Origin of the sequence: Arthrobacter sp. U41, from assembly GCF_001750145.1 — a bacterium.
Lineage (GTDB): Bacteria > Actinomycetota > Actinomycetes > Actinomycetales > Micrococcaceae > Arthrobacter.
This window is the reverse complement of sequence record NZ_CP015734.1, coordinates 56847-68660: the sequence shown is the minus strand read 5'-3', so window position 1 is coordinate 68660 and position 11814 is coordinate 56847. Positions and strand designations below refer to the sequence as shown.

General features: G+C 63.6%; 13 protein-coding genes and 1 pseudogene. 9 read left to right on the top strand and 5 right to left on the bottom strand.

The window, feature by feature from the left end; translation table 11 throughout:
• The first annotated feature begins 21 nt into the window (after positions 1–21).
• The 5 genes and pseudogenes from ASPU41_RS21125 to ASPU41_RS21105 all read left to right on the top strand — a co-directional run bounded on the left by ASPU41_RS21125 (position 22) and on the right by ASPU41_RS21105 (position 4124).
• The gene (locus ASPU41_RS21125; RefSeq protein WP_083266770.1) at positions 22–978 is read left to right on the top strand and encodes a calcium/sodium antiporter; all 957 of its coding nucleotides are present in this window, start codon (positions 22–24) and stop codon (positions 976–978) included.
• A 323-nt stretch (positions 979–1301) separates the two neighbouring features.
• Positions 1302–1796: a YqhA family protein gene (locus ASPU41_RS21120; RefSeq protein ID WP_197515888.1), complete on the top strand. Its 495-nt coding sequence runs from the start codon at positions 1302–1304 to the stop codon at positions 1794–1796.
• 432 nt (positions 1797–2228) lie between these two features.
• On the top strand, positions 2229–2429 hold the full coding sequence (locus tag ASPU41_RS21115) for a hypothetical protein (RefSeq protein WP_069953035.1): 201 nt from the start codon (positions 2229–2231) through the stop codon (positions 2427–2429).
• Positions 2387–2873 (top strand): annotated as a pseudogene (locus ASPU41_RS21110) (CBS domain-containing protein); the annotation flags it as partial. The gene ASPU41_RS21115 and the pseudogene ASPU41_RS21110, both read left to right, overlap by 43 nt.
• Before the next feature lie 63 nt (positions 2874–2936).
• The gene (locus ASPU41_RS21105; RefSeq protein WP_069953034.1) at positions 2937–4124 is read left to right on the top strand and encodes a TerC family protein; all 1188 of its coding nucleotides are present in this window, start codon (positions 2937–2939) and stop codon (positions 4122–4124) included.
• 30 nt (positions 4125–4154) lie between these two features.
• Here the strand turns inward: ASPU41_RS21105 and ASPU41_RS21100 are convergent, their stop codons facing one another.
• Genes ASPU41_RS21100 through ASPU41_RS21090 form a run of 3 tightly spaced genes read right to left on the bottom strand, consistent with a single transcriptional unit; the run spans position 4155 to position 6037 of the window.
• On the bottom strand, positions 4155–4769 hold the full coding sequence (locus tag ASPU41_RS21100) for a dTMP kinase (RefSeq protein ID WP_069953033.1): 615 nt from the start codon (positions 4767–4769) through the stop codon (positions 4155–4157).
• Positions 4763–5026 (bottom strand): hypothetical protein, encoded by a 264-nt coding sequence (locus tag ASPU41_RS21095; protein WP_069953032.1) that lies wholly within the window; start codon positions 5024–5026, stop codon positions 4763–4765. The genes ASPU41_RS21100 and ASPU41_RS21095 overlap by 7 nt, the downstream gene beginning before the upstream one ends.
• Positions 5027–5032: 6 nt before the next feature.
• Entirely contained in the window at positions 5033–6037 is a 1005-nt protein-coding gene (locus tag ASPU41_RS21090) for a TerC/Alx family metal homeostasis membrane protein (protein ID WP_069953031.1), read from the bottom strand.
• A 102-nt stretch (positions 6038–6139) separates the two neighbouring features.
• Between ASPU41_RS21090 and ASPU41_RS21085 the strand changes: the two genes are divergently transcribed.
• Together ASPU41_RS21085 and ASPU41_RS21080 are read left to right on the top strand one after the other, a co-directional pair.
• Complete coding sequence (locus tag ASPU41_RS21085; protein ID WP_069953030.1) at positions 6140–6502, top strand: helix-turn-helix transcriptional regulator; 363 nt, start codon at positions 6140–6142, stop codon at positions 6500–6502.
• 497 nt (positions 6503–6999) lie between these two features.
• Positions 7000–7476, top strand: a complete 477-nt coding sequence (locus tag ASPU41_RS21080) for a universal stress protein (protein ID WP_231941627.1) — start codon at positions 7000–7002, stop codon at positions 7474–7476.
• Positions 7477–7520: 44 nt separating this feature from the next.
• Here ASPU41_RS21080 and ASPU41_RS21075 read toward each other — a convergent pair whose 3' ends face one another.
• Together ASPU41_RS21075 and ASPU41_RS21070 are read right to left on the bottom strand one after the other, a co-directional pair.
• Positions 7521–7823, bottom strand: a complete 303-nt coding sequence (locus tag ASPU41_RS21075; RefSeq protein ID WP_069953029.1) for a P-II family nitrogen regulator — start codon at positions 7821–7823, stop codon at positions 7521–7523.
• A 5-nt stretch (positions 7824–7828) separates the two neighbouring features.
• A complete protein-coding gene (locus ASPU41_RS21070; protein ID WP_069953028.1) occupies positions 7829–8773 on the bottom strand; it encodes a sodium-dependent bicarbonate transport family permease in 945 nt (314 codons plus the stop codon).
• Between the two features lie 353 nt (positions 8774–9126).
• Here ASPU41_RS21070 and ASPU41_RS21065 point away from each other — a divergent pair, with 353 nt between their 5' ends.
• On the top strand, positions 9127–10002 hold the full coding sequence (locus ASPU41_RS21065; protein WP_069953027.1) for a DUF6671 family protein: 876 nt from the start codon (positions 9127–9129) through the stop codon (positions 10000–10002).
• Positions 10003–10084: 82 nt separating this feature from the next.
• Complete coding sequence (ilvD, locus tag ASPU41_RS21060) at positions 10085–11788, top strand: dihydroxy-acid dehydratase (protein WP_069953026.1); 1704 nt, start codon at positions 10085–10087, stop codon at positions 11786–11788.
• Positions 11789–11814: the final 26 nt, after the last annotated feature.

The window sequence follows — 11814 nt, the reverse complement described above, 5'->3', positions numbered from 1 at the left end:
CAGGGTCTCATGGGGAGCTGGATGCTCATCGTGGTTGGGTTGGCCGCCTTGATCGCCGGAGCCGAGCTCGTGCTCCGTGCAGGCACTCGATTGGCAGCCCGATTGGGTGTGTCTCCCCTCGTCATCGGGCTGACCGTGGTCTCCATCGGCACCAGCGCCCCGGAGCTGGCCGTCGGCGTCGACGCAGTGTGGGTCGGTGCCGGGGATCTCGCGGTCGGCAACATCGCCGGCACCAATCTCGTCAACCTGCTCCTCATCCTGGGGCTCAGCGCTCTGCTGCGCCCCTTGACACTGCACGGTCAGATCCTCCGCTTCGACCTACCCATGATGGCACTGGCAGCCATCAGCTTGCTGCTGATGACGCTGGATCGGACGCTCTCTCGGACCGACGGCGTGCTGCTGGTGGCCATCGCACTGATCTACACGGCCGTGATCCTGCGTGTTAGCCGGCGGGAGTTGGCGTCCGTACGCGCGGAGTATGAAGCCGAATACGCCCCGCCGCCCCGGCCCTCCCCGAAGGGCAAGCTCGTGGATATTGTTCTGCTCGTGGCCGGCATCGCCGTGGTGGTCCTGGGGGCACACGGGTTGGTGGGCGGATCCGTGGACCTCGCCCAGCAGCTGGGTGTATCCGACGCCCTGATCGGGTTGACTATCGTCTCCATCGGCACTTCTGCGCCGGAGCTGGTGACGACTCTCGTCGCCACCGTGCGAAACGACCGTGACGTGGCGGTCGGAAACCTTATCGGCTCCAGTGTCTACAACATTGCGTTCATCCTCGGGGTGACCACGCTGACCGCCCCGGGCGGAATCACCGTCTCCGAACAGCTCGTCCAGGTGGACCTGCCCCTGATGACCGCGGCGGTGCTGCTGTGCATCCCCGTATTCCTCAGCGGGCGGAGGGTCCACCGTTTTGAAGGCGGGCTCTTCGTCGTCCTGTACCTCGGGTATCTTCTCTGGCTCCTTACGACCCGCACCTGACCCGGAAGTGACGATGTCGGAGCAGTGCCCGGGTGGCCGTGGTGCTTTCTTACCCAGACCTGCTCCGAAGTGCCCGCAAACATGGACCGCACCGCGCAAGACCGCCACTCTTGATCTGGGAACAAGGAATCAAGGACACTTGCGTTGACTCCGCGCCTCAAGGCGGACGATGACGCCTTTGTCGAAAAGATGAGCCGGTTCCGCCCGCGGCCGTTACGATCGGATTACTGCGACAGGCAGGAGGCCGCAGTCCGCGCGAGTAATGCACGGAAGCCTTAAGGTTCAGACGAGAGGACCCGATGCAGCCCCGAACGGACGGTTCAGTGCCGCAACCGGAAAACGACCCGACATCCCGCCGCCGGCGCCGGCGCCTGGCTATCGAACACATCCGGTACGTCGCCGTCATCGGGGCAGCCACTGCGCTGTTCCTTTCGGCCGTAACCTACCTTTGGGCCCTGGGCAAGGCAGTGACGTTCGTCCACATCTTGGCCGTAGAAGGCCTGTCCTCCGATCCGGCCCTGGTGAAACTGTTCGAGAGCATCGATTCCATCCTGATCGCGACCGTGTTGCTCATCGTCGGCTTTGGGATCTGGGAGCTGTTCGTGCACGACCTCGATCTTCCGCCGTCGTTGACCACCACCTCCTTTGATCACCTAAAGGGGCGGATAGCCGGCACCCTGGTCCTGGTCCTTGCCGTCCGATATTTGGAGCGCCTCATTTCCAGGCCCTCACCCGAGGAGATCCTGGCCCTAGGCATCTCGACCGCACTCGTCGGCGGCCTGCTTTTCGTCTTCGCGACCTTTCGCCGATCGCATTGACGCGTGCTGCAGGATTGCATCTGCCAGGCATTCCATCCATGGCCCGGCTACCGGATGCACGAGACCCACACCTCGGACTCGAGGCACCTACGATGGCGCAGATAAGGCACCTCGTCGGGCAAGTTCACCGGTCGCCTCATCCGGACACGACAAGACAATGGCATCCGCGTGGGTTGACGAGCCGGGCCCGGTCAGCGCCGGCGCAAGACCGTGCCGCCCGCCTCATACCCTCAACCGTGGAGCAGCTGACTAGGCCGATCGTGAGGTCGAGCTCCGGTCACAGGGTCGTCCCAAGACAGGATCCCCTCGCGGACATGTAGTGGCCGTGCAGACGACTCTGGACATTTCGTGCAGACGACTTAGAGGAGAATGACAGCGGCGTCGCAAAAGTTACAGCCGTAACTGGTCATTGTCGCCGGACTTGTGGGACAAATGGTGCAGCTGATCAACACCACCTTCGCCGTCTATGAAATGCATCAGCAGTCCGGACGAACCCGTGAGGCACAGCGCATCCGTGCAGTGGTCGAGCAACAGCTTGCCCCGTTCACCGGCACCATGCCCAAGGCCGTGCTGGTGGGTGCGGAACAGCAGTCGCGAACATTGTGGAGCAGTCCACCAGGGACGGGATGCTGACGGACACCAGCGGAACCCTGACGGCGGCCTTCGAGTTCACGGCCAAGACCGTCGCCGACGTGGAAGTGCCGATCGCTGAGATGGTGCTGCTGCCCTCTTCGGCGACGCCGGCGGACATCCAGCGGGCCGTCGCGGCGCACGGCTACTCCCGTTACATCCTCACGGACGACGACGGAGCCCCCACCGGCTACCTGCACCTCAAGGACGTTATGGACCTCGCGACGCCGGCCGCGTTCAGCGACGCGGTCCCCGCCAAGCGGATCCCGGAAGCTGGCGTCGGCGTTCAGCGGCAGCGAACTTGAGGACGCGCTGGCCACGATGCGCCGCACCGGAGCCCACGTCGCCCGGGTCTTCGACGCCCACGGCAACACCACCGGCGTGCTCTTCCTCGAGGACATCATTGAGGAACTTGTGGGCGAGGTGCAGGATGCCACCAGCGCATAAAATTCTCAGATCGTCCGAATTGCCGGACCGAACCGGCCGGATCCTTCACGGAAGTTGAGCACCATGACCGTTTCTCCCCTTATTTGGGCAGTCACCATTGCCGTCATTCTGGCCTTGCTGGCTTTCGACTACTTCTTCCACATCCGCAAGGCCCATGTGCCCACGCTCAAGGAGGCGGCCGCGTGGTCGGCCCTCTACGTGGGCCTGGCGGTCTTGTTCGGCGTCCTGGTGTGGATTTTCGGCGGCACCGCGATGGGGTCGGAATACTTCGCCGGCTACATCACGGAGAAGGCCCTCTCTGTCGACAACCTGTTTGTCTTCCTGATCATCATCGCGAGTTTCCGGGTGCCCCGCGAGGACCAGCAGAAGGTGCTGCTCTTCGGCATCGTCTTCTCGCTGATCGCCCGCACCGGCTTCATCTTCCTCGGGGCCGCGCTGATCAATTCCTTCGCATGGGTGTTCTACATCTTCGGTCTGATCCTGCTGCTCACCGCGGGTAACCTGCTCCGGCCGGACGCCCACGGCGACGACGAGGCGGATAATTTCATGATCCGCATTGCCAGGAAGCTCTTCCACACCACGGAGCACTACGACGGGGACAAGCTCTTTACCATCCACGATGGCAAGCGGGCGCTGACGCCGATGCTGCTGGTCATGGTGGCCATCGGCGGAACCGACATTCTGTTTGCCCTGGACTCGATCCCGGCGATCTTCGGGCTGACCCAGAACGTGTTCATCGTCTTCACCGCCACCGCGTTTTCCTTGATGGGTCTGCGCCAGTTGTACTTCCTGATCGACGGGCTCCTGGACCGCCTCATCTACCTCGCGTACGGCCTGGCGGTGATTCTCGCCTTCATCGGGGTCAAGCTGGTGCTCCACGCCCTGCATGAGAACAACCTGCCGTTCATCAACGACGGCCAGCCCGTTCCCGTCGTCGAGATCAGCACGGCCACCTCACTGACTGTCATTGTTGGGGTGCTCGTCCTGACCGTCGTCGCGTCGCTGCTGAGCAAGGCCGGCAAAGCCCAGACGTCCATCAACAATGCACGCCGGCACGCCGTCAACTACCTTGACCTGGAATACACCGCTGACGCGTCCGAACGCGAGCGGATGTACCGGATGCTGACCGATGAAGAGTCCCAGATTCTCACCATGGATCCGAAGTACCGCAACAAGGCCAAGGACATTGACAAGATTCGGGCGCTGGTCGCGGAAGCGCACCGGCAGCACGAAGAGTACCTCGCGCGCTGAGTTGCGGCACCCGCTGGTCCCTCGTTCTGGCTACTCAGGCGGGGGCCGGCGGGGGGAGTGCTCCCCGGCCGGCCCTCCGCAGGCCTGTGCGATGGCGGCCTGCAACAGGGCCAGCACCTCGGAAGGCGGCCCGTCAGCGGGAATGACGGCAAACCGGGGGAATTCCGGGAGTGAGTGATAGGCCTCGTCCAAGGACTGAAGGTCTTCGAGCCGTTCGGAGTCGGTGCCCCGCGCAAGAACCCGCGCGTGGGCCTCGTGGGGGTCAATGTCGAGGTAGATGACGAGGTCGGGCTGGGGGAGCGCGCGGATGAGGAACGGGAGCACGCGGCCCCGGGAGAGTCCGTGCATCTGGCGCAGCGCGAGCTGGCAATGCAGGTCCCGATCCATGACCACCAGGCCGGGAAATCGTCGGGCGCGGCGGTGTGAATTCAGGACGTTGAGCGTCCGGACTGTCGTTTCCAGAAAGTCCGCCAGCCGCGGTGGCAGGTGAACCCCGAGCCTGGCACTGATCAGGGACATCTGTCGGCGACCCGCATAGTTGCCGAGAAACAGGGCGCCCTGGCCCGCGCGGCGGGCGGCATCAACCAGGGCCCGTGCCGCCGTCGTCTTTCCTGAACCGTCAATTCCGGTGAGCACGATCAGCAAGCAGTCTCCTTTGGGCGGGTGGGTGTCGGGCCGCTACCCACCCCAACGAATGCGATCATGGCTTTGTAGCGGAACGGCAGCTCGAGGCGCCGGATCGCGAGGTAGCCGATGATGAGCAGCGTCACCACGAGCACGACGACTGCCCATTCCAGCGCCACCGAAACATCAGCCGCTGCCTGTAGTTCTGCAGCCTGCCGGATTCGCCGGCCACCACAGGCCTTGGGCCTGAGGAGCTGAAGCTGGTTCTGGAAGGCCATGTCCGGTCAGCCGGTCGGCCCTGGATTGGACGGTTTCTCCGCTGTGAGAGAACCCGCGTGGGCGCGTGCGGTGGGGTCCCTGCGGACCTTGATCAGGCTGGCGGTTGTGGTCACTGTCAGAATTACTGCGATGACGATGAGGCTGGTGTTGGTGCTGATTTCCGGTACCCGGCCATCGAGGCCGTGGCCCCAGTGCAGGACCAGTTTCACGCCGATGAAGGCCAGGATGAGCGCCAGTCCAGTGGAGAGGTAGACCAGCCGATCCAGGAGGCCCTTCACAAGGAAGTACAAGGCCCGCAAACCGAGCAGGGCGAAGGCATTGGCGGTGAAGACGATGTACGGCTCGGCGGTGATGCCGAAAATGGCCGGGATGGAGTCGAGTGCGAATAATAGGTCGGTGCTCCCGATTGCCAGCAGCACTATGAACAGCGGCGTTACCGCGCGGCGGCCGGCGATGCGGGTGAACATCCGGCCGCCCTCGTAGTCCTTGGTGACGGTCAATGTCCGGCGGGCCACCCGGACCAGCACGTTGTCCTGCACGTCCGGGTCGGCGTTGCGGTGCCGGTAAAGCTGCACAGCGGTCACAATCAGGATCAGGCCAAAGATTAGGAACATGAAGGAAAACAGCTGGAGCAGTGCTGCACCCAGGGCGATGAAGATCGCCCGCATGACCAGAGCCAGCGCGATTCCGAAGATCAGGACCTTCTGCTGGTACTTCTCAGGAACGGCGAAGGTCGACATGATGATCACGAAGACGAAGAGGTTATCGATGGAGAGGCTTTTTTCGACGATGTAGCCGGCGAAGTATTCCGCGCCGTAGTCCCAGCCCACCTGCATCGCGAAGACCAGTCCGAAGACAATGGCCACGGCAATGTACAGAATTGATGAGATTGCGGCCTCGCGGAACTTGACAACGTGGGGCCGGGCTGCGGCCAGTCCAAGATCCAGGGCGAGCAGCCCGAGAATAAGTCCGATGGTGAGCATCCAGCGGAGTGCACTGACTTCGAGCATTGGTAGCCTTTCTTGTCATTAGCTGATAGAGACTGATTGCTTTCCCTGCGCTCCCGGCCGCCGACCGGGCGTCTGCGGGTCCGATCGACTATTGTCCTTGAAATGGCAACCAAGGATTTTGATTCAGGGACACCCGCCGTGCCTGCCGGCGAAACGCGTTGGACGTTCCTCACCAACCACGCCCACGTCCTTCTGACCATCGCCCGTGACCCGCAGATCCGGTTGCGCGACGTCGCCGCCCTGGTGGGTGTGACGGAGCGGGCAGCTCAGAAGATCACAGCTGACCTTGTTGAGGCCGGCTATATCACCAGGACGCGGACCGGGCGGCGCAACAGCTACACCGTCGCCACGGGCCGTCCCTTCCGCCATCCCGTCGATGCCGGTCACGAACTGGATGAACTCCTCGCGGTCCTCGTCCCTGAGCCCACCCCGCGCACCCTAGACATCAGAACTATAGTTCGCTAATCTAAGTTCGTTGGTATAGATATTACGCTACCGCACGGGGCGGTGGGGTGGCCGGCCGTGGTTTGGCGGTGGCGGTTTGGAAGGAGCTCGCTCTTGAACAATCGAGAGGCACGTTTCAGACCGCAACTTCCCGGTGGTGTTTCCCGGTACCATCGCGGGTTCCGCGGGGCGGACGTACCTTAGCGTTGTCGTCGCTGAATCCGGCGCTGCGGAGGTTCTGGCCGCGGCGGCCGCGCAGGCGCGCGGTTCAGGTGCCCGCTTGCTGATCGCTCTCGCGCGACCCCGTTGGGCTTCCCGACGGGCGCCGCCCTGGTCCGCTTCGTTACAGCGCAGGAATCAGGAGACGCTCCGGTTGGAGCGTCTCGGCGGGGCGGTGGCTCTGAGTCCGGGCGGACCCGCCGTATTGCCTCCGCAATAGAGCGTCTGGCCCGCGACCGCGGTGCCATCCACTGGCCGGCAACCGCGGTTCCGGCCTCCCGCGGCAAGGAGAACCACCAGTGAGCCAGGAAAACTTGGGTGACGGACTGATACCGGCACGGGCTGACAGCATCGTGGTCGGACATGATGGATCTGACTGCGCAGGCTATGCCCTGGACATGGCTCTTGGACTCGCAGACCAGTTGCATGTCCCCGTCGTCATCGTGCGGGCCTGGTCCATCGCTACTGCCCCGCAGCCACCCGGTTGGGAGTTCGGATACGTGCCGTCCTTTGACGAGTACGCCGCGGCCGTGCGTGGGGAGCTCGTGCGGGATGCGGGCGTGAGGATCGACAAATACCCCACCGTGTCCGTCAGCTCCAGGGCCGTTCACTCCAGCGCGGCCGAGAGTCTGATAGACATCTCACAGGAGGCCCGCATGCTGGTGGTCGGATCGCGCGGGCGCGGCGGTCTCGCCGGGATGCTGCTCGGCTCCGTTAGTGACCAATGTGTCCGGCGCGCTGTCTGCCCGGTCCTGGTCGTGCGTCCCCGGAGCTGAGGCCGCGTCACCCCGGACGTTCGCCGGGCCCGTGCGGCCAGGGTCTAGAATTTCTCCGGGCGCAAAACGTCTACGTCACTCACGAACAGGATCATGGCGTAGTCCTGGTAGTAATGCTCCTGGAGGTAGGAGGCAATCGCTCCGGCGGTCTGGTCGTCGCATACCACCTCGATGCGGATGTTGCTGTTCGCTTCCCAGCCGGCACTGCGGACGCCGCGGTGGCCTTTGCCGCGAGCGTCGGTGATGGTGTATCCATGGGCGTTCAGCCGGTCGATGTCCCGAACGAGCGTTCCCTCAAGTACGGCTTCAGTGACGACGGTCAATAGTTTGCGTGTATAACTTTGCATCTGTCCTATCCTTTCGCGAATGTGTGGGCCCACACGGCCAGTGCATGGTAGATCGGGATGCCCAGCAGGACATTGAACGGGAACGTGATCCCCAGCGCGGCGGCCAGCGACAGGGTGGGGTTGGCCTCGGGCACGGAAATGCGCATGGCCGCCGGGACCGCGATGTATGAAGCACTCGCCGCCAGTGTCGCAAGAACGGCCGTGCCGCCGATGGAGAGGCCCAGGACCCAGCCCAGTCCGGTCCCCACCAGGGCCGAAAAGAGCGGCATACCAATTCCAAAGGCCATCAGGAATGGCCCGTGCCGGCGCAGGCTTCCTACCTGTGTCGCAGTGATCAGCCCCATCTCCAGTAGAAAAAGAGCCAGGAATCCCTTGAAGAGATCGAAGAACAACGGCTCGATCGAAGATAATCCGTCCGGCCCCGCCGCCCAGCCGATGAGCAGCCCGCCCAGGAGCAGCACAATGCTTTTCCCGAGGAAAACCTCGTGGGCGACCGATCTCCACCGGGTTTCGCGTGAAAGACCCCGGGCGAGGACAATTCCCACAATAATGGCCGGCACTTCCATCAGCACCAGAAGCAGGGGCATGTGCTCTTCGAACGCGACCTGGCGGCTGCCAAGATACGCGACGGCCACGGCATAGGTGCCTACGCTCACCGAGCCGTAGTGGGCGGCGATGGAAGCGGCATCCGCGCGTTTGAATCGGCCGAGGTAGCGCAGCACGGGGAAGGCGGCCAGTGCGAGGAAGAATCCCAGCGCCACGACGGCCAGCATTTGCGGCAGCAGGCTGCCGAAAGGCTGTCTGGCCAGTTCGATACCGCCCTTAAGCCCGATGGCCAGCAGCAGCACGATACTGACAAACTCGTAAATCGCAGCCGGTAGACGCAACTCCGAACGCAGCAGACCAGCGGTGGCGCCCAGCAGGAAGAAAAGGATGATGGGATCGATCATGTGGCGACTCTCTTGTTCGTTTCCAGCTTTGCGAAGTCCGGGTGCAGGCAAACGGCCCGCACCCCAATGTTCCGGGACTGCAATCCATCCGAGGGCACCGGCATCCCATCAGGATTCCATTAACACACGCTATTTGATTCACGATCAGAACTTTATGTATTCTAAGACGTACGTCGCCGGTTGTGGACGACCACCGGGACTTTTCCAACCCATAGTTTGCACATGACAGGTTGCTGCGATTGACGTTGGCATGGGGTGGGGAAGATGGCAGGAGCAGCAGTCGTCACCGGATGTGCCCCTCATCCCGCAAACCTGCGGTTCCCGGTCGTTCCCCCTGGAGTGAAAGGTCAGTTGTGGTCAGCACTGAGTCCGGTAATTCAACCCCCCGTTCCGTATATGCCGGTGAACGGATTTCTCTGCTTACCCAGCATGGCAAGGAGCGGGTGATCGTCCCGGTGCTCGAGCGTGCGCTCGGCTGCCGGCTTGAACACGTCACGGGCTACGACACGGATCTGCTCGGTACTTTCACCCGTGACATTCCCCGCGCAGGAACACAGCTTGAGGCTGCGCGCAGGAAGGCGCGGGTGGGCATGGAATTGTCGGGATTGCCGCTGGGTATCGCCAACGAGGGTTCGTTTGGCCCGGATCCGTACATGGGGATGTTCCCCTGGAACGTCGAACTCATGATCTGGATCGACCGTGAGCGTGGACTGGAGGTCGTTGGAACAGCTGAAGGCGAGACGAATTTCTTCCACCTGCTGACCGCGGACTGGGCGGAGGCCCAAGGGTTCGCACGCGAATCGAAGTTCCCCGGACATCACCTGGTCGTTCGGCCGGAAGGCGGGCACGACCATCGCATCCGTAAGGGAATCGCCTCATGGCCCGAGCTGGAGCGCGACTTTTCGAAGGCGCTGGCCCGGTCGGCCAACGGCAAGGTTTTTCTCGAGACCGACATGCGCGCACATGCCAATCCGACGCGCATGGAAACCATCCGTCGCGCGGCCGAAGACCTTGCACAGAAACTTCGCTCACGGTGTCCGGCGTGCGACACCCCGGGATTCTGGAAAGTGGAGCGGGTGGCGGGACTCCCGTGCAAGGTTTGCGGCGCACCAACAAGCGAGACCCGCGCTGAGATTGATGGATGCCTCACCTGCGAGCACCGCTCCACCCGCGACGTAACCGACCCGCCAAGAGCCGACCCGCGTTTTTGCAACTACTGCAACCCTTAACACTGCCCATAACCTCGACGCGTCCCGTTGCCCATAGCGTTCAGAGCGATACGTAGCTTGAAATCAACACCGGAGGAAAAATATGCAACCATCACATTTAGTGGACATCAAGCCCCGCAGCCGGGTCGTCACCGACGGAATCCACGCGGCGCCCGCGCGCGGCATGTTCCGGGCGGTCGGTATGGGGGACGATGACTTCGCCAAGCCGCAGATCGGCGTGGCGAGCTCCTGGAACGAGATCACTCCCTGCAACCTGTCCCTGAACCGGCTGGCCCAGGGCGCCAAGGAAGGCGTCCACGCCGGCGGCGGGTTCCCCATGCAGTTCGGCACCATCTCCGTCTCGGACGGTATTTCGATGGGACATGAGGGCATGCACTTCTCCCTGGTGTCCCGTGAGGTCATCGCCGACTCGGTGGAAACCGTGATGCAGGCCGAGCGGATCGACGGCTCGGTCCTGCTGGCCGGCTGCGACAAGTCCCTCCCGGGCATGCTGATGGCGGCGGCACGCCTGGATCTCGCCAGTGTCTTCCTCTACGCGGGCTCCATCATGCCCGGCTGGGTCAAGCTGGAGGACGGCTCCGAGAAGGAAGTCACCCTGATCGACGCCTTTGAGGCCGTGGGCGCCTGTGCCGCGGGCAAGATGAGCATGGAAGACCTCACCCGCATCGAAAAGGCGATCTGCCCGGGCGAAGGCGCCTGCGGCGGCATGTACACCGCCAACACCATGGCCTGCATCGGCGAGGCCCTGGGTATGTCCCTCCCCGGCTCCGCCGCTCCGCCCTCGGCAGACCGCCGCCGTGACGTGTTTGCGCGCAAGTCCGGCGAAGCGGTGGTCAACCTGCTCCGCCTCGGCCTCACCGCCCGCGACATCATGACCAAGAAGGCGTTCGAGAATGCCATCGCCGTGACCATGGCCTTCGGCGGTTCCACCAACGCCGTGCTCCACCTCCTGGCCATCGCCCGCGAAGCCGAAGTGGAGCTGACGCTCGAGGACTTCAACCGCATCGGGGACAAGATCCCGCACCTGGGCGACTTGAAGCCGTTCGGCCGCTACGTCATGACGGACGTCGACAAGATCGGCGGTGTTCCGGTCATCATGAAGGCACTGCTCGACGCCGGCCTGCTGCACGGGGACTGCCTCACAGTCACGGGCAAGACGGTCGCCGAAAACCTGGCGGCGATCAACCCGCCGGACCTGGACGGCAAGATCCTCCGTGCCATGGACAACCCGATCCACAAGACCGGCGGTATCACCATCCTGCACGGCACGATGGCCCCGGAGGGCGCGGTTGTGAAGAGCGCCGGCTTCGACGCCGACGTCTTCGAGGGCACTGCCCGCGTCTTCGAGCGCGAGCAGGGTGCACTGGATGCGCTCGACAAGGGCCAGATCAAGGCCGGCGACGTCGTTGTCATCCGTTACGAGGGCCCCAAGGGCGGACCGGGCATGCGCGAGATGCTCGCCATCACCGGCGCCATCAAGGGTGCGGGCCTGGGCAAGGACGTGCTCCTGCTGACCGACGGCCGCTTCTCCGGCGGAACCACCGGACTCTGCATCGGCCACGTCGCCCCGGAAGCGGCCGACGGCGGCCCCATCGCCTTCGTCCAGGACGGGGACCGGATCCGCGTGGACATCGCCGCCCGCACGTTCGACCTGCTGGTGGACGACACGGAGCTCGAATCCCGCAAGGAAGGCTGGGAACCGATCCCGGCCAAGTTCACCAAGGGCGTGCTCGCCAAGTACGCCAAGCTCGTCCACAGCGCCTCGACCGGCGCATACTGCGGGTAAAGCACAAGCACCCATTTACAGGTCCA

Bases quoted from the DNA above. Each gene is read 5' to 3' on its own strand.
- ASPU41_RS21085 (WP_069953030.1), top strand. From the start codon at position 6,140: ATGGCAACCAAGGATTTTGATTCAGGGACACCCGCCGTGCCTGCCGGC.
- ASPU41_RS21090 (WP_069953031.1), bottom strand. From the start codon at position 6,037: ATGCTCGAAGTCAGTGCACTCCGCTGGATGCTCACCATCGGACTTATT.
- ASPU41_RS21075 (WP_069953029.1), bottom strand. From the start codon at position 7,823: ATGCAAAGTTATACACGCAAACTATTGACCGTCGTCACTGAAGCCGTA.
- ASPU41_RS21125 (WP_083266770.1), top strand. From the start codon at position 22: ATGCTCATCGTGGTTGGGTTGGCCGCCTTGATCGCCGGAGCCGAGCTC.
- ASPU41_RS21105 (WP_069953034.1), top strand. From the start codon at position 2,937: ATGACCGTTTCTCCCCTTATTTGGGCAGTCACCATTGCCGTCATTCTG.
- ASPU41_RS21115 (WP_069953035.1), top strand. From the start codon at position 2,229: ATGGTGCAGCTGATCAACACCACCTTCGCCGTCTATGAAATGCATCAG.
- ilvD (WP_069953026.1), top strand. From the start codon at position 10,085: ATGCAACCATCACATTTAGTGGACATCAAGCCCCGCAGCCGGGTCGTC.
- ASPU41_RS21095 (WP_069953032.1), bottom strand. From the start codon at position 5,026: ATGGCCTTCCAGAACCAGCTTCAGCTCCTCAGGCCCAAGGCCTGTGGT.
- ASPU41_RS21070 (WP_069953028.1), bottom strand. From the start codon at position 8,773: ATGATCGATCCCATCATCCTTTTCTTCCTGCTGGGCGCCACCGCTGGT.